Annotated in this window: 19 protein-coding genes and 1 pseudogene; 11 read left to right on the forward strand and 9 right to left on the reverse strand. The window is 55.1% G+C overall.

Annotated elements, in window-relative coordinates:
• From ACWIKB_RS04495 to ACWIKB_RS04520, 6 genes and pseudogenes are all read left to right on the forward strand, one after another.
• Nucleotides 1–1,362: a DUF1329 domain-containing protein gene (locus tag ACWIKB_RS04495; RefSeq protein ID WP_475265512.1), complete on the forward strand. Its 1,362-nt coding sequence runs from the start codon at nucleotides 1–3 to the stop codon at nucleotides 1,360–1,362.
• A gap of 69 nt (nucleotides 1,363–1,431) precedes the next feature.
• Nucleotides 1,432–2,535 (forward strand): WD40/YVTN/BNR-like repeat-containing protein, encoded by a 1,104-nt coding sequence (locus tag ACWIKB_RS04500; protein ID WP_475265513.1) that lies wholly within the window; start codon nucleotides 1,432–1,434, stop codon nucleotides 2,533–2,535.
• Between the two features lie 52 nt (nucleotides 2,536–2,587).
• Nucleotides 2,588–5,011 carry an efflux RND transporter permease subunit gene (locus ACWIKB_RS04505; protein ID WP_475265514.1) on the forward strand — a complete coding sequence of 808 codons (2,424 nt, stop codon included), beginning with the start codon at nucleotides 2,588–2,590 and terminating at the stop codon, nucleotides 5,009–5,011.
• Nucleotides 5,012–5,136: 125 nt separating this feature from the next.
• Nucleotides 5,137–5,691 (forward strand): annotated as a pseudogene (locus ACWIKB_RS04510) (LysR substrate-binding domain-containing protein).
• A 200-nt stretch (nucleotides 5,692–5,891) separates the two neighbouring features.
• Nucleotides 5,892–8,018, forward strand: a complete 2,127-nt coding sequence (locus tag ACWIKB_RS04515; RefSeq protein ID WP_475265515.1) for a TonB-dependent siderophore receptor — start codon at nucleotides 5,892–5,894, stop codon at nucleotides 8,016–8,018.
• Nucleotides 8,019–8,990: 972 nt separating this feature from the next.
• Nucleotides 8,991–9,506: a signal peptidase II gene (locus ACWIKB_RS04520; RefSeq protein ID WP_475265516.1), complete on the forward strand. Its 516-nt coding sequence runs from the start codon at nucleotides 8,991–8,993 to the stop codon at nucleotides 9,504–9,506.
• 275 nt (nucleotides 9,507–9,781) lie between these two features.
• On the opposite strand, the gene ACWIKB_RS04525 is transcribed toward ACWIKB_RS04520, so the two are convergent.
• The 6 genes from ACWIKB_RS04525 to ACWIKB_RS04550 all read right to left on the reverse strand — a co-directional run bounded on the left by ACWIKB_RS04525 (nucleotide 9,782) and on the right by ACWIKB_RS04550 (nucleotide 17,233).
• On the reverse strand, nucleotides 9,782–10,474 hold the full coding sequence (locus ACWIKB_RS04525; protein WP_475265517.1) for a M24 family metallopeptidase: 693 nt from the start codon (nucleotides 10,472–10,474) through the stop codon (nucleotides 9,782–9,784).
• Between the two features lie 267 nt (nucleotides 10,475–10,741).
• Nucleotides 10,742–11,866 carry a DUF3396 domain-containing protein gene (locus ACWIKB_RS04530; protein ID WP_475265518.1) on the reverse strand — a complete coding sequence of 375 codons (1,125 nt, stop codon included), beginning with the start codon at nucleotides 11,864–11,866 and terminating at the stop codon, nucleotides 10,742–10,744.
• Nucleotides 11,867–11,878: 12 nt separating this feature from the next.
• On the reverse strand, nucleotides 11,879–13,066 hold the full coding sequence (locus tag ACWIKB_RS04535; protein ID WP_475265519.1) for a VRR-NUC domain-containing protein: 1,188 nt from the start codon (nucleotides 13,064–13,066) through the stop codon (nucleotides 11,879–11,881).
• A gap of 106 nt (nucleotides 13,067–13,172) precedes the next feature.
• Nucleotides 13,173–15,419: a type VI secretion system Vgr family protein gene (locus ACWIKB_RS04540; protein WP_475265520.1), complete on the reverse strand. Its 2,247-nt coding sequence runs from the start codon at nucleotides 15,417–15,419 to the stop codon at nucleotides 13,173–13,175.
• Between the two features lie 554 nt (nucleotides 15,420–15,973).
• Complete coding sequence (locus ACWIKB_RS04545) at nucleotides 15,974–16,216, reverse strand: hypothetical protein (RefSeq protein WP_475265521.1); 243 nt, start codon at nucleotides 16,214–16,216, stop codon at nucleotides 15,974–15,976.
• Between the two features lie 156 nt (nucleotides 16,217–16,372).
• Nucleotides 16,373–17,233, reverse strand: coding sequence for a LysR family transcriptional regulator (locus tag ACWIKB_RS04550; RefSeq protein WP_475265522.1), 861 nt, complete (start codon nucleotides 17,231–17,233; stop codon nucleotides 16,373–16,375).
• A 99-nt stretch (nucleotides 17,234–17,332) separates the two neighbouring features.
• Between ACWIKB_RS04550 and ACWIKB_RS04555 the strand changes: the two genes are divergently transcribed.
• The gene (locus tag ACWIKB_RS04555) at nucleotides 17,333–18,028 is read left to right on the forward strand and encodes a glutathione S-transferase N-terminal domain-containing protein (RefSeq protein WP_475265523.1); all 696 of its coding nucleotides are present in this window, start codon (nucleotides 17,333–17,335) and stop codon (nucleotides 18,026–18,028) included.
• Between the two features lie 433 nt (nucleotides 18,029–18,461).
• Here ACWIKB_RS04555 and ACWIKB_RS04560 read toward each other — a convergent pair whose 3' ends face one another.
• Nucleotides 18,462–19,106, reverse strand: coding sequence for a TetR/AcrR family transcriptional regulator (locus tag ACWIKB_RS04560; protein ID WP_475265524.1), 645 nt, complete (start codon nucleotides 19,104–19,106; stop codon nucleotides 18,462–18,464).
• Between the two features lie 65 nt (nucleotides 19,107–19,171).
• Here ACWIKB_RS04560 and ACWIKB_RS04565 point away from each other — a divergent pair, with 65 nt between their 5' ends.
• The 3 genes from ACWIKB_RS04565 to ACWIKB_RS04575 are packed head-to-tail and all read left to right on the forward strand — an operon-like array spanning nucleotide 19,172 to nucleotide 22,430.
• Nucleotides 19,172–19,927 carry an SDR family NAD(P)-dependent oxidoreductase gene (locus ACWIKB_RS04565; RefSeq protein ID WP_475265525.1) on the forward strand — a complete coding sequence of 252 codons (756 nt, stop codon included), beginning with the start codon at nucleotides 19,172–19,174 and terminating at the stop codon, nucleotides 19,925–19,927.
• A gap of 25 nt (nucleotides 19,928–19,952) precedes the next feature.
• The gene (locus tag ACWIKB_RS04570) at nucleotides 19,953–21,416 is read left to right on the forward strand and encodes an MDR family MFS transporter (RefSeq protein ID WP_475265526.1); all 1,464 of its coding nucleotides are present in this window, start codon (nucleotides 19,953–19,955) and stop codon (nucleotides 21,414–21,416) included.
• Between the two features lie 21 nt (nucleotides 21,417–21,437).
• Nucleotides 21,438–22,430: an alpha/beta hydrolase gene (locus ACWIKB_RS04575; protein ID WP_475265527.1), complete on the forward strand. Its 993-nt coding sequence runs from the start codon at nucleotides 21,438–21,440 to the stop codon at nucleotides 22,428–22,430.
• Between the two features lie 69 nt (nucleotides 22,431–22,499).
• Here the strand turns inward: ACWIKB_RS04575 and ACWIKB_RS04580 are convergent, their stop codons facing one another.
• Nucleotides 22,500–23,231, reverse strand: a complete 732-nt coding sequence (locus tag ACWIKB_RS04580; protein WP_475265528.1) for a purine nucleoside phosphorylase YfiH/LACC1 family protein — start codon at nucleotides 23,229–23,231, stop codon at nucleotides 22,500–22,502.
• Between the two features lie 837 nt (nucleotides 23,232–24,068).
• On the opposite strand from ACWIKB_RS04580, the gene ACWIKB_RS04585 reads away from it, so the two are divergent.
• On the forward strand, nucleotides 24,069–24,581 hold the full coding sequence (locus tag ACWIKB_RS04585) for a signal peptidase II (protein ID WP_475265529.1): 513 nt from the start codon (nucleotides 24,069–24,071) through the stop codon (nucleotides 24,579–24,581).
• 272 nt (nucleotides 24,582–24,853) lie between these two features.
• Here the strand turns inward: ACWIKB_RS04585 and ACWIKB_RS04590 are convergent, their stop codons facing one another.
• Nucleotides 24,854–25,063, reverse strand: coding sequence for a hypothetical protein (locus ACWIKB_RS04590; RefSeq protein ID WP_475265530.1), 210 nt, complete (start codon nucleotides 25,061–25,063; stop codon nucleotides 24,854–24,856).
• Between the last annotated feature and the right edge of the window lie 245 nt (nucleotides 25,064–25,308).

The following is a 25,308-nucleotide window of genomic DNA, read 5'->3' on the forward strand; positions in this document are numbered from 1 at the left end:
ATGCAGAACAAAGCATTTCTCAAGACGTGCGTCCTCATCCTGGCCCTTGCCGGCATGAGCCTGACACAGGCAGCGGTGTCGCCCGAACAGGCGGCCCGTTTGAAGTCCGAACTGACACCCCTTGGCGGCGAGCGCGCCGGCAACGCCGATGGCAGCATCCCGGCCTGGGATGGCGGCTACACCAAGGTCGCGCCGGGCTACAAGGCGGGTGATAAACGTCCCGATCCATTCGCCGGCGAGAAACCGTTGTACTCGATCAAGGCCTCGAACATGGAGCAGTACGCCAGCGAGCTGGCCGAAGGTACCAAGGTTCTGTTGAAGAAATACCCGGACTACCGGCTGGACGTTTACCCGACCCATCGCTCGGCAGCAGCCCCGCAATGGGTCTATGACAACACCGCCAAGAATGCCCTCCGCGCCACGCTGGACGTTGAGACCGAGAAAGTCGCCAGCGCCTACGGCGGCATCCCGTTCCCGATTCCGGACAACGGTGCGCAAGTCCTGTGGAACTACCGGCTGTCCTGGCAGGGCGGCGATACCATCAGCTCGCCTTTCGACACCTGGCTGATGACGGCGGGCGGCAAGAAAGTCCAGGCGACCCGTGCCCAGTACACCTACCAGTTTCCCTACTACGTCGAAAACGGCAGCCTGGAAAATTTTTCCGGCAAATACCTGATTGGCAAACTGTTGACCGAACTGCCGTCGTCCAAGGCAGGTGAAGGCCTGATGACCCATTGGGACCTGGACCCGGCCAACCGTGCGGCCTGGCAGTACCTGGTCGGCCAACGCCGTGTGCGCCGGGCGCCGAACATCGCCTACGACACCCCGGACTTCGTCACCTCCGGGGTCGGTCTGTTCGACGAAGCGTTCATGCTGTTCGGGCCGACCGATCGCTACGACCTCAAGCTGATGGGCAAGAAAGAACTGATCGTCGCCTACAACAACAACCGCGCCGGTCTGGCCAAGAGCGACGATTTGGTCAAACAGAACTTCCTCAATCCCGATCTGGTGCGCTGGGAGAAGCATCGGGTCTGGGTGGTCGAGGCCACGCTTAAATCCGGCAAACGCCATGTGGTGCCGCGTCGGACCTACTACGTCGACGAGGATTCCTGGCAGATCCTGATGGCCGACGGGTATGACGCGCAGGGCAAACTGGGACGCCAGATGTATTCGCTGACGCTGCTGGCACCGGACCTGCCGGCGCTCACCGCACAGGTCATGTGGGGCAGCTACAACCTCGACACCGGCGCCTACTTTCTCAACTCCTCGAGCAATGATCTGGCGGTTCAGTATCAGAAAGTCGCGAAGCCTTCGGCCTCTTACTTCACGCCGGATGCCATGGCCAACGAAAACATGCGTTGAACCCTGGGTGGCTGTGGCGGGCGAAAAGCTCGTCGCAGTCGCGAGCGATTTTCCAAGCGGGATAAAGACATGAGCGTTGAAAAAATCTTTGCGAGTTTTCGCCTGCAATGGCGTGTCTGCGCCCTGGCGTTGTGTCTGTTGGCGAGCACGTCCATGGCTGCGCAGGCCGCGACGTTCGCGGTGCTGCAGCAGCCGGCGTTGCTGACCGCCAAGGCCCAGCGCGCGGTATTGCTCGGGTTGGCCCAGGCCGGGGAGCGCTTGGTGGCGGTCGGAGAGCGGGGCATCGTGCTGCTCTCGGACGATTCGGGAAATACCTGGCGCCAGGCCAGCGTGCCGGTCAGCGTCAGCCTGACAGCGGTGCAATTCGTCGACGCGGAGCAGGGTTGGGCAGTGGGTCATCTAGGTGTCGTACTGCACAGCGAGGACGGCGGTGAAACCTGGCACAAACAGCTAGACGGTGAAAGTGCCGCCAGGCTGGCGGTGCAGGATGCGCAGCGCAATGCCGATCAACCGGGCGGTGCCAGCAACCTGGAGCAGGCGCGGCATTTACTGAGCGACGGACCGGACAAACCGTTTCTCGACCTGAACTTCAGTGACCGGCTACATGGCTACATCGTGGGTGCCTACAACCAGATCTACCGCACTGACGATGGCGGGCAAAACTGGCGACCGTGGATGCAGCATGTGGACAATCCGCAGGGCCTGAATCTGTACGGTATTCGTGCATTGTGTAACGACCTGCTGCTGGTGGGGGAGCGCGGTTTGCTGTTGCGTTCGAGCGATGCCGGGCAATCGTTCCAGGCCTTGAAATCACCTTATGAAGGCAGCTTTTTCGGTCTGCTCGGCACCCGTGGCGGTGCCTTGATTGCCTATGGATTGCGCGGCAACGCCTGGTGGTCCGATGACCGTGGCAACCGTTGGCGGCGCCTCGACACCGGCGTCGACTCAACGCTGGCGAGCGCCATCGAACTGCGTGACGGCAGCCTGCTGATGGTCAGCCAGAGCGGTGAACTCTTGTTCAGTCATGACCAGGGCCGCAGCTTCGACAAACGTCAGAGCCGCAGCGGCGCGACGGTCGCGGCCCTGCAGCAGGCGGCCGACGGCAGTCTGGCCAGCGTCGGTTTGAGCGGCGTGGCCGCTGACCAGGATCCGCGGGCATCCGGCAAACCTTGAAACTTCACGGTGTAGCGCTATCGGGCCGAAGCCCGTGCAGTAGGAGTCAGACTTGAAAGACGACAAAACCCAAACCGTGATCGGCCGCCTGGAAGACTTTGACCAGGCTTCAGGCAACTTCGCCGAGCGGGCGATCTTCAACCATCGACCGCTGGTAATCCTGCTGTGTCTGCTGGTGACCCTGCTGCTTGGCTGGCAAGCCACGCGCATCGGCATCAACGCCAGTTATGAGAAGACCATCCCTACCGGCCACCCCTATGTCGCCAACTTCCTGGAAAATCGCAGCGAGCTCAGCGGCCTGGGCAACTCGTTGCGGATCGCCGTGGAGGTCAAGCAGGGCAGCATCTTCACCAAGGACTACCTCGACACCCTGGCCAGGCTCAACGATGAGCTCTATCTGCTGCCGGGCGTCGATCGGCCTTACATGAAGTCGTTATGGACCCCGACCACGCGCTGGACCGCCGTGACGGAGGAGGGCCTCGATGGCGGTACGGTGATCCCCGACGACTACGATGGTTCTGCCGCCAGTATCGAACAGGTGCGAATCAACGTCGCCCGCTCCGGCGAGGTCGGTCAATTGGTGGCCGGCAACTTCAAGTCCAGCGTGATCTTCGTGCCCCTGCTGGAAATCAGCCCGCAGACCGGCAAGCCCCTGGACTACGGTGAGTTTTCTCGACAACTGGAAACCCTGCGGGGCAAGTACCAGACCGATGATGTGCAGATCCACATCACCGGATTTACCAAGATTGTCGGCGATCTGATCGAGGGGTTAACCCAGGTACTGCTGTTTTTCGTGGTGGCAGTACTGGTGACCGTGGTGGTGCTCTATGGCTACACCCGTTGCGCGCGCAGCACCCTGGTGGTTGTGACGTGCTCGCTGGTGGCAGTGGTCTGGCAGCTCGGTCTGCTCGCGACCCTCGGTTATGAGCTGGACCCTTATTCGGCGCTGGTGCCGTTTCTGGTATTTGCCATCGGCATGAGCCATGGTGCGCAGAAGATGAACGGCATCATGCAGGACGTCGGCCGCGGCACCCATCGGGTGGTGGCCGCGCGTTATACCTTCCGCCGGCTGTTCGCCGCCGGCATGACCGCGTTGCTTTGTGATGCAGTGGGCTTTGCGGTGCTGCTGCTGATCAATATTCGGGTGATTCAGGACCTGGCGATCACTGCCAGCCTCGGCGTGGCGGTGCTGATCTTCACCAACCTGATTCTGCTGCCGATCCTGCTCAGCTATATCGGTGTCAGCCCGGCAGCGGCACAACGCAGCCTGAGTTCGGAAACCGCCGAGCTGCAGGCGCAGATCAAACATCCGTTGTGGCGTTTTCTCGATCTGTTCACCCAGCGCCGCTGGGCCATTGGCGCCATGCTGGGCGGCCTGCTTCTGGCAGCGTTCGGTTTTGCCGTGAGCCTGCACCTGAAAATTGGCGATCTTGATCCCGGCGCTCCGGAACTGCGCGCCGACTCGCGCTACAACCGCGATGCGCTGTTCATGACCCGTAACTATGCGGCCAGCTCGGATATTTTCGTGGTCATGATCAAAACCCCGGAGGATCAGTGCACGCGCTACGCCAGCCTGTCCGCAGTCGATGCGCTGGCCTCGCGGCTGGAGCAATTACCGGGAGTGGAGTCGACCACTTCCATGGCGGCGCTGAGCAAGATTGCCACGGTGGGTTACAACGAAGGTAACTTCAAATGGTACGAGCTGATTCCCAATGACGGCGCGTTGGGTGCGGTGCAGACCCGAGCGCCGCGGGAGTTGTTCAATCAAGGTTGCTCGATGCTGTCGCTGTACGTTTACCTGGCCGATCACAAGGCCGATACCCTGAGCCGGGTAGTGGAGGCCAGCGAGAAATTTATCGCTGAGCATCAGGTGCCAGAGGTGAAATTCATGTTGGCCGCCGGCAGTGCCGGGATCGAAGCCGCGACCAACATCGTGGTGAAAAAATCCATGAACGAGATGCTGTTCTGGGTTTACGGTGCGGTCAGCCTGTTATGCCTGCTGACCTTCCGCAGTTGGCGCGCCACCCTCTGCGCAATGCTGCCGCTGATGCTCACCTCGATTCTTTGCGAGGCGCTGATGGTGAGTCTGGGCATGGGCGTGAAAGTCGCGACACTGCCGGTGATCGCACTCGGCGTGGGCATCGGCGTTGACTACGCGCTCTATGTGTTGAGCGTGATCCTGGCTCGAATGCGCGTCGGCGATACCTTGGCCCAAGCGTATTACCAGTCGCTGCTGTTCACCGGCAAAGTGGTCTTGCTGACCGGCATGACACTGGCGGTCGCGGTGTCGACCTGGGCTTTATCACCGATCAAGTTCCAGGCGGACATGGGCATCCTGCTGGCCTTCATGTTCCTGGTGAACATGCTCGGCGCGTTGATCCTGCTGCCGGCACTGGCCTGGCTGTTGCTGCCGCAGAGGGTCTTCGCAAAAAAGCCTGAAGCGAGGCTGCTTGCGCAGTTAGTCAAGGAGAGCTGAAGGGCTCGGCAAGGAGGTACACCGCGACAATGCCCCGGGTAAATCCGCAGCGTTGTCGCGGTCGGTGCCGCAGAGAGAACTGCCGCGACCCAGACGCCAACGGCTGGCGAGTATGAGAACTTCGCTTGAGTACTTCGCTGCAGGAGTGGTTGCTGGATGGCCGGATCCAGGTGGCGGTGGTGTACAACCAGCCGCTGCCTGAGGCTTTCGATGTGCGACCGATTTTCAGCGAGCGGATGGTATTGGTCGGACCACCAGGGGAGTAGCCAAAATCGGTGCGTATCATGGGCTTGGCGGATTTTCCGCTGATCCTTCCTGGTTTACCCCATAGCAACCGACGCCTGATCGAACAGGTAGCGGCGCAAAACGGATTCCAGTTGAATGTCGTATTCGACGTGGGCAGCGTCAATTTCACCAAACGCATGGTTGCCGAAGGCATGGGCTATTCGATTCTTGCCCACGCCGCAGTCCAGGAGGATATCGCCAATGGCATTCTGGTGGGGCATGCCATTGAGAGACCCGGCATCCGGTCTACCGTTTCGCTCACTACGCTCCGGGAGCGCAGAAACAGTCGTCTGGCGTTGAGTTGGGAAAAAACTCTGTTGGAAACTTTAGAAGAACTTGTGACGGTTGGAGCCTGGAAGGAGGCCTCTCTTTGGCTTGGTAGAGAGGGGGCGTGAGAGCATCACGTAAGCATTGCAGCGAAAATTCAGTGGATGGCGCACCGCTCGTTTCGCCCATTCTCCGAACGACGTGATGAGTTGTCCATGCGTGTTAATGGGAATAAGTTTTAATTGCGAATGGTTTTGTATAGCATGCACGGGTCTTTATTGGCGTTTTTACCCTGTGCATTGGCCTATTCGTAAAGGTTTTCCTCTCCATGCGTCGAACCCTGTTTTCCATTTGTGTACTGCAAGCGTTGTCGTCTTCCTCATGGGCTGAACAAACGGATGTAGCCCCCTCAACGCTTGAGCTGGACGCAACCGATGTTGTCGGTACCGCGAATTACGAAAGGGCGGACGGGCCGGTTCAGGGTTATCGGGCAACGCGCTCGGCCAGCGCCACGCGTACCGACACGTCGATCCATGAAACCCCGCAATCGATCAGTGTGGTCTCGAAGGATGCGGTCGAGGATCTCGGAGCGACCCGTTTGCAGGAAGCACTGGACTACGCCGGGGGCGTAGGGCGGGCGAACAATTTCGGTGGGCAGGGCCTGACCACGTTTACAGTTCGTGGCTTCACCACTGGCGAGTTTTACCGCAACGGTTTTCCGATCAACCGCGGCTACCCGAACATGCCGGATGCCAACTCTATCGAGCGACTCGAAGTGCTGCGCGGCCCGGCAACCATGCTCTACGGTCGGGGTGATCCTGGCGGGACGTTCAACGTGGTTTCCAAGCAGCCGCTGCCCGAGCGCACCGTTACCTTGGGTAGTCAATTGAACGATCAGGGCATGAAGCGCGGCACGCTGGACGCTTCCGGCCCACTCGACGAAGAAGGCCGCCTGGCTTATCGACTGAACGTAGTGGGCGAGGGCGGCGACACCTTCCGCGATCACGTCGAAACCGAGCGCTACGGAATCACTCCTGTGCTGACGTGGCAGGCAACCGATGCGACCAAGCTCATTTTCGAAGGCGATTTCATGCGCAACAACGCGCCTCTGGATCGAGGCGTTACGCGTTACGCCAAACAGATTGGCACCGCCTCCCGCGACAGCTTTTTCGGCGAAAAAGACGTTGGCAAATTGCACAACGACAACAGCATGGCGCAATTGCGTTTCGAGCACATGCTCAATGGCGACTGGACGCTGGGCGGCGGCTTCCAGTGGCTTGATGGTTCGCTCAAGGGCAACGCGGTCGAGGCCAACGGTATTGCCGATGACGGCCGCACCTTGGGGCGCAACTTCAACTATCGCAAGCTGGAGTGGACCGATAAGGACACCCAACTCAATTTGACCGGCCATTTCGATACCGCTGGTTTGCAGCACACTTTGCTCACCGGTATCGAGTACGAAGATTACGACTACAAGTCGATCATTCAACGCTCCAGCGGTGCTGTCGGCGCGTACCCGATCGACATCTTCGATCCTGTGTACGGCCAGCCGCGTCCGGCGCTGACTCGCACGCCGACTCATGACAAGGAAAACCTCAAGACGTATGCCGCGTTCGTGCAGGATCAGGTGGCACTGACCGACAAACTGAAAGTGCTGGCAGGGGCGCGTTTCGAACGTTTCGAACATGACTACGAAACCTACGTGCCGGGCGGCAAGAGTTGGCAGGCCAGCGACAACGAGGTGACCCCGCGCATTGGCGTGACCTACGATTTGACCGAGACATTAGCGGTCTACGCCGACACCGCGCGATCGTTCAAGCCCAACATCGGCGCAAGCCGTCTCGGCGGTGGGTTTGCGCCGGAGAAGGGCAAGTCTTACGAAATGGGTATCAAGTGGGAAGCACTGGATGAGCAGTTGAGTGTTGATGCGGCGATCTACCAGATCGAGAAGCGTAACGTTTTGACCACCGATCCCGTTGATTCGACCTTCAGCGTTGCTGCCGGTGAAGTGCGAAGCCGCGGTTTCGACGTCAACGTCGCCGGTAACCTCACCCCCGAATGGCGCGTGATCGGCGGCTACGCCTATGTTGATGCCGCGGTGACCAAAGACAACGTGCTGCGCTCTGGCACGCGCCTGCTGAACATCCCGAAAAACAGCTTCAGCCTGCTCAATATGTATGAGTTCCAGGACGGCACCCTCAAGGGACTTGGCCTGGGCACCGGACTCAAGTACGTCGACGAGCGCGTTGGGCAAACCGCCAACACAGCGTTTTCGATGGGCAGCTACATCGTCGTCGACTTGCTCAGCTTCTACAAGATCAATGACAAGGTGCGGCTCAATCTTGACGTGAAAAACCTGTTTGATCGCGATTACGAAGAAGGCGCGTTCGGCAACGTATACGCCTATCCGGGTGCGCCGCGAACCGTGCAAGTCGGTATTTCCTACACCTTGTAACGCGCCTTGCTGGCGCACGCTGTGCTTGCTCGATAAGGTCGGATACGCCGCTCTCTATCTTCATTGGTATTCCGGTCCAGGTGTCTGGATCTGGCCCTGTCGAGCGATCAGTATGTCGAAATCAGACTTAAACATATAGTGAGCAGGTTATACGGATTTAAGACGAGTCCCGTACGGTTGCGCATAAATTTGTCGCCGTGTGGTCGTAGTCTCCCTGGAGCTGGGTGTTCGTGCCCCAGGCCGAAATAACTGATCGCTTTAGTGCGCCAGTTAAAGCTGGCGGCGGAAAGTCGATGAAAGTTCGATACTGGTAAGAAATGGCGAATCAACCAGACCCCGAGTCATGCATGTTGCACCGTGAGGTGCAGGGTGAAGCGTTGACAGGGGAAACCGATGGGCCAGCCATTGAGCCGCATAATCAGGAATCCAGGATTCAGGGTGTGGGCTGAAGTGTGGGCTGGCAGGTTTTTTCTAAAAGCCAGAAACGACAAAGCCCTGAAAAATCAGGGCTCTGTCGTATATAAGATGGCGGAGGCGATGGGATTCTAACTCATGGACCTGTTACAGTCGACGGTTTTCAAGTCCGACAATTAATCCTTATATTTCAATATCTTAATGTGGATTCTCTTCCACAAGGCAGCATTCGTTAATGCTCTGGAAGCCTCTAAAATCAAGGGGTGGAAGTTAATTTGCGGAAACGAATATGGCCGGTTTTTTTGGCTTTTGGGTGGACTTATGATCGCCCTAAATTTCGTAGCTACGACTGAGAGACTGCGGTTGGTCGAAAGCGGCCTCATCTGAAGTAGCTTCTGGAGCCAGCCTAGCTCAGTCGTGACGGGCAGAAAACGGCCATTTGCGGACGTAATGCTACGTCTGCTTTTGAGTCTGCTATCAGCAGACCCTACGTCGAGGCCGCGATATCTTCTCGCCGCTGCCAAAGGTAAGCCATCCCTAAGTGCTCGGTATAGATAAATGAAAGGAATGATGATGGAACTCATGATGAGAAGTCGGTTTTTTGCGGTGCTGATTGGCTTGGGATTTATCGTTTTAGATCAGTGGGTCAAGGTGCAGGCGTTAATGTCGCTGCAATCGGACAGTTTCAAATTAGGTGGTAGTTTCGCTTGGCTGGATATTGCGTTGAGCTTGAACGCTGGCGCATTCCTGAGCTTGGGCGCAGAGTTGGCGCCAAGTGTAAAACAACTGATTTTTATAGTAGGCGTGGCAGCCGTAGTGTGCTGGGCCACTTGGTGGTCCCTGACACGCTGGATAAGCTCTCCGGGGAGGTCGGCGGCGGTCTACCTCCTCGCTTTGGGTGGCGCTTCCAACCTGATTGATCGAGTGTTTCGTGAGGGGCACGTGGTCGACTACATGGTGCTCAACTTGGGGGCTGTGCACACTGGCGTTTTCAATATCGCCGATGTTGCCATCATGGTAGGGGCCGGCATGTTGCTATGGGTTGAATACGAAAAGACCGTGAAGCGTAAATGATAGGAATGCTCCTGTTGAATCATCATCGATAGCGGTTGGTGGCAAGGGGCCGCCATTTGCGCAAAGCGAGCCTGAGTCAACGTCCGCTATTGGCCGATTTCTGCCTGTCGCCACCGGCAGCTTTGGGTCGATAGCTGCCTGTCGCGAAGGACAGCTATCGGCACAATATGCGGTCATTCGCCACAACGACCAGAAGCGGACATTCGTGACGTGTAACTACCGACCTACAGCCTCACAAAACAGCCTCATTTGTGGAACGACAGTAGTGGGGTCGTTTACAACTCACAAGCGACGCCATCGTCGTCGAAGTAGTAAATGTTTTCATGCTTGTAACCCCACTTACCGTCTCTGATCCGGATATGTGGCTCGAATGTGAAGCACGCCACCTCGCCCAACTCCCGTTTATTGCCCGATTCAATGTAAAGCCTTTGATCGCGCTGCTCGCAGATGCTGTGACCAACGTTGCCAAGAAAATCGAGATTCTCGAAACCGATATCGATTATTGACTCATTCGCCAATTCGTACAGTTCATTGAAAGTGGTTTCAGGGCTGACAGTACTTAGCATGAGAGCATGCAGACTACGTTCAGCTTCATACCCTTGAGTGAACTCATCACTTAGCGACACCGAACGACACACACCTTCCTCGACATAGAATGAGCGTGCGCAATCGCCCCAATCACTCCCTGATCGGGGACTGAGATCGACGGTCACAAGATTATTCAGACCCACCTTTTCGCTGCTCGGCTGATAGTCTCGACCTGACACAGAAATCGAACTGCGCGATCCGAGTAGTACGAATGCCGGACAATCGTAATACAAAGTATCAGGAAACCCTGATTGCCTCAGCATATCAGCTGCAATTTTCGCGATTGAAGACTCGGTCAAGTCTGGTTTTATATGGTCAACGAGCTGCGACAGGACGGATTTCGCTGCGGTCTGTACAAGTAGATTGCGTGGTGCTGGCATGAGTGAAGCCTCTATCGTCGTCCTTGGTTGATGGAGCAGGCGCTTGAGCAAAATTGAACGTCAGCTTTTGCCACAGCGCTGATCTGGGCAGCTATCGGCGGCGGAGCCATCAAGCCGAGCCTAAATCCTTCCAGTATTCCTGGATAAGACGTTATCGGGATCCGGTTTGCTGAATGGCGATTTCAGCCAGTCGCGACAGGCAGAAATCGGCCAGGAGCTGTCGCCCGCACAGGGGGATGTTCGCCCCCCTACATTGGAGTTACCGTACTACTCCTTGGACCAATACCATAATGTTGCCCCCCACGCTGAACCGCTAAAACTAGGCATGATCTCACCCTGTTTGAAATGCCTACGAGAGTTCGCCTGCGCCGGGCTGAACCAGTAACCAGCCTTGCTACAAGGTTGGCCTGCTTCAATGCGAGAAGGAGAGGTCGAGCCAGTTTCTTCTTGGTCAAAACGTGCGTACCAGCGGTCAGTACTGTCTTTTTCGAAGCAATTGCCATAAGGCGAATAGCTATGAAGTTGATCAGGATTGGGTATGCGTACAGGTTTAACAACCTTATTAACAGCGACGTAAGCGGCTGGCAGCCCATCTTCCAAAGCTCCAAGCTCAGGGTATTCACCAGCGCGAATGATCAATCCATTGTTATACGTGAGTATTTCGATGTCACCACGCCCACTTAACGAGTGGCGTATGGTGGATTCACCACCAAGTCGCTCTACAAAGGTGCTTCCAAGGACCGTGTACCAGTTGACACCTTTTATGTGCTCCAGCAACTCTAACGAAGATGCGTGAGGCATCGAGTCTACTTCGAGTCCGGAATACTGCTGCGCTAATTCATACTCAGTGGGCGCGTAGCTGTGATAGTCATAGGGTAAAATGCTTGAAAGGCCGCCGTACCCGTGTTCCACTTCAAGCTTCTCGCTGAGATAACAAAGCCACTCTTGATATCTGGCAGCCCCACCAGGCTGCTTGAGTAGCGACCACGGGAATACCAGTTTAATGTGGGAGCGGATCTGATCTCCGTGAATTTCAAAAGAGTTGAGCATAGATAATCTATACTCATCAGCCTGAGTGGACTCGGCAGCACTACCCAAAAGCCAACTAAATTCGTCATTTGAATCGGTTTTTGAGATTTGCTCGCGAACCTTGTTGAAACTGGCATCGGTCAGCTTTTTTCGTTTACGATAAAACATTCCTTTCAAGAGCGGTTGAAACTCTTCGTAAAATCGTGCAAAGCACTCATCTATTTTGCTCTTCGTTTCCCGCGTGTATCCTTTCTTAAAATATAATGTGATGATTAATCCCAGTCTTACCACTGGCGTACCATCGGGCAATTCAAAAGACAAGTCAGCAGCGCGGTCTTCTAGGTTTTTTAATGATTTATTCACATTGGTTCTCAATCAAAAATTCAGTGCTTGGCGCGGAACTGGACTCGTAGCAAGTTTTGCTAGTATTGCTGCCAGAACAACCCAGGATTGCGCGGCTATTTCAATTATCGCTAACAATCCTGTTAGAAGAGCTGCTGGTATCGCAGCGGCGACTATCAACTCACCAATGACAATGATCACTACCGCCGTAGCAACTATTTTGCCAATATTCATTAGTAGTTGCACCCAATTAACTTCACGCAGAGCCTCTAGCGTCAAATCAGTGTAACGCTGAACCTCCTGCCAAATGGCGCGGAGTTGATCATCGGTCCAGCGTAATATTTTCCCACCGGTTTCGCTGACCCACTCCCAAGCTTTTTGTGATTCTCGACGTACCCATTCACCTTTAGTGCTTAACCACGTTTGGGCGTCTTGCAAATGCTGCTGAAATTCTTGCGATAGTTGCCGGATGCCTTTAGCACCTTCTTCTAAAAGGCTGTCTACCGCTGATTGCACTTGCTGGGTCCAGTTTTCAACAAGCGCTGGCGCTGGCGTTGGTTCTGGGCCGTATACAGGAACGGGCACTGGAGCAGGTCTTGGCGGTACCAATGAGGGCCATTGCAATGGATTGAAGTAGCCGGTCGGTTTGTGCTCTTTGTTGTACTCCTTGTCGCGCTCGCGATCATCTTTGTCCCGGCAGTCGCTAATCTCCAGTACAGAGAACCGGTCACTACCACCAGCTATACGCAGGTAGGCTCGTTCCTGTTCCTGCGAAAGCTCGTCGTTGGGGAATTTGACCTCGACCAACCGTTCCAAATTATCTGGATGCATGACTCCTTCGTGGTCAGGACCAGCCCGTCCAGGCCAGCGAAGCGCACGACTTTTCACAATCATGACGTCTGGTCGACGCAATAGTCCCTTGGTATTGCCCACCGGAAAGGAGGTTAACGTATGACGTCGATCCGGATCAGGTACTTGCCCAGGGAGCGAGAGCGAGGTACTGAGAAACGGTTTCGGTGGGTTCGGTGGGTTCGGTGGTATCGGGGTCATGTCGAAACTGACCTCGGCTTTGTAATCCCAGCGAAAATCCCAACGATACTCGTCAGCGCGGATCAAACCGCTCATGACCAGCTGTTTCAACTTTACTTCCGTAATTTCCCCATTGGGGAGTAGCTTGATCGACAGCCGTGGAAAACGAGCAGCGTAATTAGCTTTTTCCATCAAGTAAGGTTTGTTGGTGGGACTCGGTAATTTAGCTCTTGTCTCCGTGCCCTCAATACTCGTCGTGGTGCACCCCTGTGGTGCCTGTGGTTGGACAGTAGCCATGTTATTCGCCCTCCGAGTTGGCGTTTCGATAGTCCAGACTCATTTCTCTGGGCGCACTCTCACCAGCCCTGATCAATGGTTCCAATGGCTCAGGCTTACGGACAGGTATCATAAGGTCGACTTCAGCTGGATCGCTGCTATGCACCAAGAAAGTCTTGCCTTCGTCGTTCGTATAGCCTCTCAGGCTGGTCCCATCGGCACGCTTGAGGGTGTAGGGCATGCCTATCAAGGGCTCGCCAGTTTTGTCATCCAGCAAGACATAGCGAGCCTTGTGACTACGGGGAGCTCCTTGTAGCAGTTGACCGGGCTTATCCTTGTCGGCAGCCCCCGGTAGCAACGGACCCAATATCTTGATTCCTGTGCCAGAACCTGGTCCGCCTCCCGAATTGACCTTAACGTTTGGTCCGCTGATCGTCACTCCACCTGCATCAACCTTTACAAAGCTGCCCCCTGCTTTGGCGGTCAATTCCATGCCGCCTTCCACTACGACATTTTCGCCAGCGTGGTAGTGAATTTCTTGACCTGCTTCGATGAATAGCCCCGCGCCGACTTTGACATGTTGTGTCTGGCCGACGGTCAGATGATCGTCAGCACGAGCTTCGGATTTTCGGTCGGCGTGGGTGATGCGATGTTCTTCAGACTTGAATTCGCTAAGAGTGTTGGCTTCAACCGTATCGTGACGTTCGTTGCCTACTCGAATCTTCTGATCGTGCTCAATGTTTTCATCCCAATCCCGCTGGGCATGCAGGAATATTTGCTCCTGACCTTTTTTGTCTTCTATGCGTAGTTCATTGAAACCCTTGCCGCCCGGTGAGCTGAGTGTTTTGAACACGGTGCGGGTTTTGTTGGCCGCCAGATCGTAGGGGATGATGTTCTCTTTGTGAAACAGGCAGCCTGTGACGAGTGGCTGGTCGGGGTCTCCTTCAAGGAATGTCACCAGTACTTCCATACCGATGCGAGGGATCGCAATGCCGCCAAACGAGGCACCCGCCCAGCCGCTGGCCACTCGTAGCCAACAGCTGGTGTTGTCATCAGCTTGACCTAAACGGTCCCAGCGAAATTGCACCTTGATTCGACCGTATTGATCACAGTGGATATCTTCACCCTTGGGGCCGGTGACCACGGCGGTCTGACTGCCCAGGACCTTGGGTTTTGGATGGTCAAGCGGCGGTCGATAATTGGCAGTCCACGGCGTCGCCAGAAAGCGGTTGCGGTAGCCCTGGTGGAAGTCGTCCTTGTTGTCAGTAACATCGCTGGTGATCGACTCGCCGAGTACCTGTGGCTGCTTGCCTTCATGGATCACTTCCAGCAGTAGCCAGAGGTCGTTCCATTCATCGCGGGGGTGATCACTGAGTGGTAAAAAGTGTCCGGTGATCAGCGAAGACTCATCACCTTTACCTTCGGCCAGTTGGTAATCGCTGCGGTGCCGTTCAAGTGCACGGGTCGCCAATTGCTTACCACGTTCGCGATGGGTGAAGCGACCAGGGTAGTCATAGTCTTCCAGGTCTGGCAGGAAGTCGCTTTTGGCGGTGCCTTCGGGTAGCAGACGTGGCTTTTCAAAGTCATAGTCGCGGCGACTGACCCGAGTGGTACGGGTTTCCAGTCGCAGGTTGAAGCGGTTAATTACCGGCTTCTCTGCGGCCATCCCAGAGTCTTGCAGGTAGGCCACGGGCGCCAGTTTGCGAAACACCGTCTGGTCATCACCAAACACCAGCTTGTGCCCTTGGGAGCTGTGCTGGAAGTGGAAGTGGATGCCTTCTTCTTCACACAGACGCTGGATGAAATGCAGATCAGATTCGTTGTACTGGGTGCAGTAGATACGTTCGGGATAGATTGCGCCGAGTTGAAAGCTGTAGGCATCGGAAAGAATTCCGCGTGCTTCTAATACCTGGGCGATGATTTTCGGTACGCTAAGGTGTTGGAAAATTCGTTGGTCGCAGGTGTGAAGCAGGTAACTCAGTTGCGGCGTCAAAGTGATGCTGTAGCGCGTCAGACGCTTGCCTGAGTCACCTTGGGCTACACGGTATACCACCCCGTGGACCATGCCCTTTCCTGTGGCCCCAAAGGTCAGGTACGCCGTTTTGTGCAGTAGTTCTTCGAGCTTGAGGTCGGGTCGGGGGCTGACCAATTCAATGTCAAAACTGTACGGCTGATTGAGGGCTTCGCGACCGACGAAACTCAGAACTTGAAGGTCAGTGGATCCACCTTCAAGGGTCAGGGAAATGTGCGTTGCATTCGCGTCCAGCATGCCTTGATCCAATCCATGAATATCGGCTTCTGATGGTGCAGGAATGCATAGCTGGCTTCAATGCTTGCATAGTGAAGAATCGAAAAATCAGACTTTTCCTACAGGACCAGTGTTGTTGTCGTTCGACGTCCGGTTTACGAAATCTTGAATCAGCTCAACAAGATCACATCCAAGCACGTTACATAGGTCGTGAATCTGGATGATATCCAACTGGCGAGCGCCTCGCTCCACGTCGCTCATGGCCGATTTCAGCCTGTCACAACTGACTGAAGTCGACCCATAGCTGCCGGTCAGATACGGCAGAGTTCGGCCAGAAGCAGCCGGTGAAAATTAGGTTCCCGAAACAGCACCTTGTTCAGCGTGGCTCGCAAGGCAAACTCGACGGCATATTTCCCGCCACGACTTAATTACTTTGGATGACATCCCGCGATCAAGCCATTAGTCGTTGCCGATGGGTTCGCTGCCGTCAAGGACGGATTGAGGCGAAAAGCGAAGCCGGCGCCTTCGCCTTCGAAGCAGTCATAGTTATCGTTAAACCAGAAAGGGTCATTGACTCAATGCAGCCGCTTGGTGAGCCCGGACAGAATGCGCTGTTGGTACAAGCTGACACTGGCGAATTTTGCCTCAGCATCTGCCTTCAGCCGTTCGAGTTCTCCTAACGATGCGCAGGAAAGCGCTTCGTGGTATCGGCGCAAGGTATCGATGGCTTGCTGCATGACCTCATCGGCGGCGCTGACGTCGCTACCCAGCTCTCTTGAGGTCATGCCTTTGTAGCGTGCTTGAAGACCTTCATCCATGACCTACTATCTCAAGGGTGGGGGGTGAAGCATAGAAGCCCGGTTAGGGTTGCAGGTGCAGGCTTGCGCCGTAACCATTGCTTACCCCGAACGCGTTGTAGCGTGCGACCTGGAGGAAGCGTCCGTCGCACCTTGCATAATTGCGCGGGTGTCCACTTATCTGGCAGACAGCAACTTGGCAAACGTAGCAACCAGGTGATCCATCACCACCCGCACCGCTGGAGACTTGCGAATGTCGGCGTGCACCGACATCCATAGGGGACGTGGTGAAGGGGGGACATCCACGGATACTTTGACCAGTTCCGCATCCGCGTCGCCGAGCAGGCAAGGTAGCAGGCTAAGGCCGAGGCCCGATCTCGCAGCCTGATATTGCGTCAGCACGTCGTTCGTCCGCAGCACAAAAGGACGCACGCCAGCGAAGTCCTGAAGCCAGCGCTGCTGGGGGATGTGGTCGAGGCTGGTTTCAAAACAGATGAAAGACCAAGTGTCGGGCAACGTATTTTCAGTTGCAGCATGGGCATAAAGGGCCAGCGGCAGCATCCCCACTTTTCGGACGATACGACTTTGCGTATCTGGTCGCACAAAGCCTAACGATATATCCGCCTCACCACGTTCGAGTGACATAACTGCTGATGTCGCACTCAGGACGACATGCAGTTCTGGGTAATTCGAACGTAGGCTTGCCAGGCTAGGCGCGATGACGAATGAAGTAAGAACCGGCAAGGCACTGATGACAACCGTTCCCGAAACGTCCGAGCTTTGCCCACGCACATGGCGTTGAACATCCTGAGCAGTACCCTCCATTGAGGCCGCAACGTCAGCAAGCGACCGACCTTGTTCGGTCAATCGCGTTGTCCGAGGCAATCTATCAATAAGCTTGAGTCCTGTAGCAGTTTCAAGATGCGAGACGCGACGGCTTACTGTCGTATGGTCAACCCGCAACTCATTCGCCGCACCGGACAGAGAGCCGTGACGCGCCACAGCCAAAAAATACTGGAGATCCTGCCAATTCAGCATATAGGTGTGTTTCCGCACGCTTCGCCTGTGATTTCACGCATTTTATCGGCTCTTGATGCTTGAGAAGATGACATCGTCATTACTGAGGAGCGATCTACGATGTTGACCTTATTCTATGCTGCTGGCGCGAGTTCCATGGCGCCGCATATCCTGCTTCATGAGGCTGGCGTGCCGTTTCGAGCCGAACGGGTCGATCTGGCAGCCAAAACGTGGACTGACGGCGATTACAACCTGATCAATCCGAAATCTTACGTCCCAGCCCTGCGCCTAGAGGACGGTGACATGCTGACGGAATGCCTAGTCATTCTCACCTATATTGCTGACCTTGCCCCCGCAAAAACATTGCTTGCGCCACCAGACGATGTCCGGCGTTACCATGAAATGGAATGGCTCAGTTTTATCGCAACCGAGCTGCACAAGAATTTCATCACGCCTGAGCGTCACGGCGGCGTAGCCGCCAACTTTCTGTCGAAGACGGTCGAGGGGCAAGCTGTGACCCAAGTTCACGTATCACCGCGCCTCGCCTATGTTGACCGCTGCCTAGAAGGCCGTTGCTTCCTGATGGGTGAGACTTTTACAGCGCCGGACGCTTATCTATTCGTAATGCTGAGTTGGGCGCGTCGCATCGGACTTGATCTTGCACCATGGCCAAACCTCGAAGTATTCGCGACGAGGGTGACATCGATGGATTCGGTGCAAAAAACGATAAGAATAGAGGGGCCGCCCCATTCGTTGCGACCTGCTGGAGATGAGTTCCACATAGCCTCCGGCCGCCAACACACATTGCGTGGGTAGACCCGCGCCAGCGCGGTTTCGGTGTCTGCGCGCATATCCATGGGGTCGGTGGCGAGCCAAATCGCATCAATGCGGATCATCGCCACAGGTCGCGAAGATAGGTCGCGCAGGCGGCTGCCCTTTCGGTCGGCTAACTGCTGACCGGTGTAGGGGTGTTGCGCAGACTTGTCCACTCGTTTGCATTCGATCTGACCATTCATTTACGTTGCATCTGACCACCGATTGCATTGGATTTGACGATCATGCTTCGTAACGATATTCGTCGGAGAACTACACATTGCTGCTGATGGCGGCGATAGGCAATCGGCCAAAAGCGGCCAATCGCAAGTGGTGGTTTCCGCCCTTTAGCCGCCGTTCGTCTTTGGCTCGTTTGAAGAGTTTTAGGCTTATGCACTCGGTAGATCTGTCTTGCAAAGAGGTTGCCACCGAATTTTCAGCCTGGTTGGGTAACACAAGACTGGATCGCAGCGACGACCAAGCTTACAGGCTCGTCCTGTAAAGACAGATTGAGATCGGGTGAATCAAGTAAATGCCGCATAGTGGCGATTCCGATTACGTAGGACGCTATCAACGCAGCGCGAGCACTAGCATTTCTACCGCCTATTCGGAGCGCTAGCGGCTGCACGAACTCTTGTTTAAAGCGGCTTGATACGACCGACGAAGTCTCTGGGCTAGCTGCCGCCAGTAACAGCATGCGCAGCGGGTTGAAGCCATTATTGTCAGCCTCAGATTTGTCATTTAACACCTGCCCTACGAGGAAAGCACCAATGTCCTCCAGGTTTGCAGGCAGGTGCTCGTCGACATTGAATGCATTTTGAATGACGTGTTCGAACAATTGTTCCTTGCTGCCGAAATAGCGACTCACCAGCGCAGCGTCTACCCCAGACTCTCTCGCAATCTCGCGTATGCCAACGTTTTCGTAGCTCTTGGATGAAAAGCATCGCCGTGCGGCGTCGAAAATGCGTTGTCGGGTTTGCAACGCATTACGTGAGGGAGAAGCGGCTTTTGGAGTAAGCATGATTGAGGCGAGGACCGTTAACTGCTGTCGTGGCGACATCTTGTCATCAACTGTTGACATACACAAATCCATCGCGGAGTATCTAAGTCATCACTTGATGACAAAATACTGCGTGGGATGATTTTATGGCTGAAATAGTTCTTAAATTATCGGGCAAGGTCGCTCTGATAACGGGTGGCTCCAGCGGAATTGGCTTGGCTTCGGCGCAGCTGATGCATGAGCACGGTGCTCAAGTGGTTATCGTTGGGCGCGACGCCAAAAAGCTGAGCGAGGCCGTCAAGCTCATAGGGTTACAAGCATCGGCGGTGGCGGCCGATATCAGCAAACTGGAGGATATTGACCGCGTGATGAGCGTTGTATCCGCGCGTTACGGCCGCATCGACGTTCTGTTGGTCAATGCTGGGACTTCACACAGTCCACCGTTGAGGGAAGTAGACGAATCAGCATTCGACACCATGATAGGCCTCAATTTCAAAGGTGCTTTTTTCACCGTCCAGCGTGCATTGCCGTTACTGGCGGTAGAGGCGTCGGTGATCCTGACAGGTTCAGCGGCTGCAGACCTAGGGCGCTGGGGTGACCCTTTGTATGCGGCGTCCAAAGCTGCTGTGCGAAGCCTGGCTCGTACATTCGCCAACGATGAGGCAATGGCTCTCCGGCAAGTGCGGTTTAACGTGCTGAGCCCGGGTGCAGTCAAGACCCCGCTGACGCAATTGGCCTATGAGCAGCCTGACGTGGACGCCTATGTCTGCGCCGCCGTGCCGTTGAAACGCTGGGGGGCGGCAGAGGAAATTGCCCGCGCAGCGTTGTTCCTCGCTTGCTCCGATTCGTCCTACATGACGGGAAGTGTTCTGGCCATCGATGGCGGCATGGCACAAGTCTGAATGACCTACATCAGAGAATACGCCAATGCTAAATAACAACTTCCCATTTTCCGACGCTGCACAGCCTGAGAAGGCAGTAGCGCTTTCAGCGATGCTATGGCCGCTGATGCTGGTCTTGTTTATTTCGACACTCGACCAAACCATTATTGCCACCGCGCTCGCCCGCATGGGTGAGGATCTGCACGACAGTATCCACGCATCATGGGTCGCCACAGCTTTCTTGCTCACGAGCGCAATAAGCACGCTGATTTTAGGCAAGCTGGGTGACATGAAGGGCCGTAAAAAAGTGCTCCAGGTGGCTATCGCATTATTTGTTTTGGGTTCGGTGCTGTGCGCGCTTGCCCCAACAATGCTTTGGTTGATCGTTTTTCGTGCTTTCCAAGGCATCGGCGCAGGAGGGCTCAGCTCCCTGGTCATGGCGATCGTCGGCGACCTGGTTTCGGCACGGGACCGAGGGCGCTATCAGGCCATTCTCGGGATAGTCCCTGCATTGGCGATTATCGTCGGCCCGCTGTTGGGTGGGTTCATGGTGGATCAATGGAGCTGGCCCTGGATTTTTCTGATCAACGTCCCGATCGGAGGGCTAGCCTTCTATTTGATCGCCGTTCGCTTGCACTTGCCTGCTCGTTCAATAGCACACCAGTTGGATGTAGGTGGTGCACTCCTCGCGACCCTCTTCACGGGTTCATTTCTACTGCTGATGGTGCAAGGAGGACACGCGTTTGGATGGGGCTCATGGCAAGCACTGGGGCTGACGGCTATAAGTGTGATCGCCCTATCGGCGTACGTGCAGGTACAGCGCTTCGCTGCGGAGCCAATCACGCCGCTTAGACTGTTTGCCAATGACATTTTTTCGGTTTCATCGGCTTTGTTCTTCCTGTCTACGGCAACACTTTTTGTTGGATTGCTCTTCGTCCCGCTCATGCTGCAAAACGTGTTCGGACTGTCGGCTCTGGGCGCCGGCAGCAGCATCATTGCCCTTTTATCAGGTCTGATCGGTGCAACCATGTTGACCGGTACGATCATTTCTCGAACCGGTCGTTACAAAATTTTCCCCATCCTGGGCGCACTGCTTGCGGGGCTTGGGCTTTACCTGCTGGAGCGATTGCATGTGGGCACGGCGCTATGGCTCATCGTGCTTTTCCTCGCGGTACTGGGCATCGGCCTTGGGTTCTTTATACAAGTTGTGGTTGTGGCAGGGCAGAACGCGGTTGCCTACGACGATCTGGGTGTCGCAACTGGCGCTCTGAACTTCTTCAAAACCCTTGGTGGAGCCACTGGCGCGGCCATATTTGGTGCCGTGCTCGCCCCCCGCATGGCCCACGCGGTAACTGCCGAAGCGATGTTGGCGGCTTTTCACAGCGTATTCCAAGGCGCGATGATTTTAATGGTGCTTGCGTTGGTATTGGCTTTGCTGCTCAGAGAAAAACCACTATCACCAGAAATGGTCGCCGTAGCAGAGGGGCGCGTCGATGTTCCTGAATATTGAACTCACAACGGAGCGCGGGCAGTGACCTCTGAGCTTTTGGCATGGATGTGTGCAGCGACCATCACATTGTCAGGAACGGTATTGTTACTAATAAAGGGTAATACCGTTGTTGCACGTGAGGGTGTCGAACACATCACGGTGATCGGATGGGCGAGGGTGCTATTACTGCGTTGCGCTGCTCCTTTTTTCGTAGGCGTAGGCGGCACACTAGGCATCAGGAAACTATCCGCTCATGTGGTAAGGAAGCGGATAGAAACCCACCACGGCACGGTGACTATTACTGAGTATCGACCGCAGGGAGTGGAGGACGCACTGCCGGCGCATTTCAATTTCCATGGTGGTGGTTTCGTGGTCGGCTTTGCTCGGCAGGACGATTTGATCTGTCGACATATTGCTGTCAAAGCCTGCCGCGCGGTGATTAATGTGCACTATGCGTTAGCACCTGAGGCGCCTTTTCCAATTGCAATCATGCAAGCCTGCGATGTCATTGAGCGAATGATGACTTCATCGCACGAGTATAGGCTTCTTGCAGACACCCCCACACTCAGTGGGTTTAGCGCTGGAGGTACCATTGTCGCGGCCGTGACTCAACAGTTGAAAGATCGCAAGGATCTTGCACCTCGCCTACAAGTGTTGATTTATCCAGGACTGGATTTTTCGTGGGACACCAATGAGCCCCTGGTACCGGTCGGGAATGCATCAGTGCTAACGCCTTCAATGATGAACTTTTTTCAAAGCCTGTACTTGCCAAAGCTGGCGGACCGCGTGCTACCGCTGGCATCCCCGGTATTAGCCGATAGCTTTAATGGTCTTTCGCCAACGCTTATTCTGACAGCTCAGAACGACTTGGTTAGGTCGGGCGGGCAATATTATGCAATGCGTCTTGCGGCCGCCGGGGTAGACGTGCGTCATTTGGATTTCGCCAATTGCGATCATGGATTTACGCATTCCGGACCCAGGCAATCGGCCGTTGAAGCACTCGATATCATGACCGATGCGATCCGTATTGCGTAACGAATATGCAGTCGTACAATGGCAGCTTTTGGCCGATTTCTGCCTGTCGCGATCGGCTGAAATCGCCATTCAGCAAACCGGATCCCGATAACGTCTTATCCAGGAATACTGGAAGGATTTTGGCTCGGCTTGATGGCTCCGCCGCCGATAGCTGCCCAGATCAGCGCTGTGGCAATAAGTACAACATTCAAGCACTTGAATCTGTTCAATACTCACACCACTCGCCACCAAGTGGTGCAGCGCATATTTTCGTAGATCGAACCAAGCTTCATTATGTGTGACCTTAGGTTCGACCCAAGGCGCACTTGCGGGTGGCACTCTATGGAGCGTCCACGGCGGAGAATCGTTTTGCCAAAGATGGCTGTCGGAATGTTCAATACCCTCGACAAACTTCCTGTTCACCTCATAACAACAGGGGCCGATGGATGAGCCTATCACTATTCGCAATCCAGCAAGAGAAGCACCTTCTTTCTCTAACCGGCCTATCGAATTACCGAGAATGCCTGCTTTCAAACCCTGCCATCTGGCATGGATTGCCGCTACAAATGGTTGATCAACCGACGCAACCAGAACCGGCAAGCAATCGGCTGTGATGACTGCTACCGCATCCCGGACTCCTCTCGAGAACAGTGCATCGGCGACAGGACGTTCATCTCGCCCTTCCACGTCAGCATCGATGATGTGTGTACCGTGAGCCTGAGCACAGTAACGTGTTCCTTCCGGCAGCGTTAAATTTCCAGAAGTCTCGAAACCATGATCCACGCCGGGGATATCGAGCAGCAATGAGGATAGGTAGGTCATAGAGCAGATCCTATCGATGGCAATCCCGGATACCGACATATCATCTGTAAGAGGGATGGGTCAAGCTCGCAGAGAGCCCGGCTGGACGTTTACGCTCACAGCCTAAAGCTGCTTGATTTGACCGTCCGCTCTTGGCCAAAAGCAGTGCGATTTCGCGAGCTTGCAGGTCGAGCGGACGTAGGAAGGGGGTCGAATCCCTCTTCGAAAGTGATCGCGAATGAGGCAATCGATACAGTGATCTCTATAGCCGCTTGGTCGTTGTAATATCCCCACATCAAATGGATGCTGAGCGAGGGCGGCAGTGTGAGTCAACTCGACCAAAAAGACGTTGGTGAGGACGGTATGACAATCGGTGAGCGACTCCGTGAAGAACGGATTCGACTCAGAATGACTCAGCAGAAATTTGGCTCCGCCGGCGGAGTTCGGACTGATGCTCAATACAAGTATGAAAGCGGCTTGCGCATACCAAGGGCGGATTATCTCGCGGAGATTTCCAAGGTCGGCGCAGACATTTACTACATAGTTACAGGAAGTCACCTTCCGCTTGTATGAGTCCAGCTAAAGACGAATACCAGAACGGTAAATAACTCGAAGACCAATTGCCCGCTGCTGGCCGATTTCTGCATGTCGACACCGTCAGCTTTGGGCCAGAACGATTGATCAGGAACGGCTGCTTTTGGCCGATTGCTGCCTGTCGCGAAGGGCTGTAATCGGCCATTTGCGGACGTAATGCTACGTCTGCTTTTGAGTCTGCTATCAGTAGACCCTACGTCGAGGCCGCGATATCTTCTCGCCGCTGCCAAAGGTAAGCCATCCCTAAGTGCTCGGTATAGATAAATGAAAGGAATGATGATGGAACTCATGATGAGAAGTCGGTTTTTTGCGGTGCTGATTGGCTTGGGATTTATCGCTTTAGATCAGTGGGTCAAGGTGCAGGCGTTAATGTCGCTGCAATCGGACAGTTTCAAATTAGGTGGTAGTTTCGCTTGGCTGGATATTGCGTTGAGCTTGAACGCTGGCGCATTCCTGAGCTTGGGCGCAGAGCTGGCACCAAGTGTAAAACAACTGATTTTTATAGTAGGCGTGGCAGCCGTAGTGTGCTGGGCCACTTGGTGGTCCCTGACACGCTGGATAAGCTCTCCGGGGAGGTCGGCGGCGGTCTACCTCCTCGCTTTGGGTGGCGCTTCCAACCTGATTGATCGAGTGTTTCGTGAGGGGCACGTGGTCGACTACATGGTGCTCAACTTGGGGTCTGTGCACACTGGCGTTTTCAATATCGCCGATGTTGCCATCATGGTAGGTGCCGGCATGTTGCTATGGGTTGAATTACGAAAAGACCGTGAAGCGTAAATGATAGGAATGCTCCTGTTGAATCATCATCGATAGCAGTTGGTGGCAAGGGGCCGCCATTTGCGCAAAGCGAGCCTGAGTCAACGTCCGCTATTGGCCGAGGTTGTGTAGGAACGTTTTAGAGCAGGTTTGACGGTCAAAACCAGAACGAAAAAATCGCGTTCCTACGCAAATTTCAGGTCTTGCGACTAGCCAAGCGCTGGCAGATTTTACGTAGCAACGCAGACTTCAAAACGGCGCATGCGTTTTTACACACTCTGGGCCGATAGCAGTCACTCCGGCGACATCAACACCGCCAACGTCAGCTTGATGAACTCCTCGTTCTTGTCGATGGCCTCCAGCGCTCCGCGGACGTTGTCGGCGACGTCGGCTGAACCGCGCGCTTCGACCCAGTTGGTCAGCTCCAGGATGGCGGCCTCAAGGGCCAGTTGGTTCTCGTTGATCTTGTACAGCAGGGAAGGGAGAAGGTCTGAACTTGGCATCGCGAATCCTCGGTTAAAAGGTCAGCGTAGCATCGTGTTATATCAAGGGTGTTTGACGATTGGCAGGACGCCGGGGAGGGTGGTTTACTCATGCGGAATCGGCATAATGTCGGCCGGATGCAGCCTTTAGAAGACTGGCGAGACGCGGTCTTTTTTCACCAGTATTCCGGACCGCAATCATTTTAAAGCATGCGGAATCATTGGCTCAGATGGGTGTTGTTTTTGATTGATTGCGGACCAAAAAT

The organism is Pseudomonas sp. 5Vm1k (assembly GCF_056161485.1).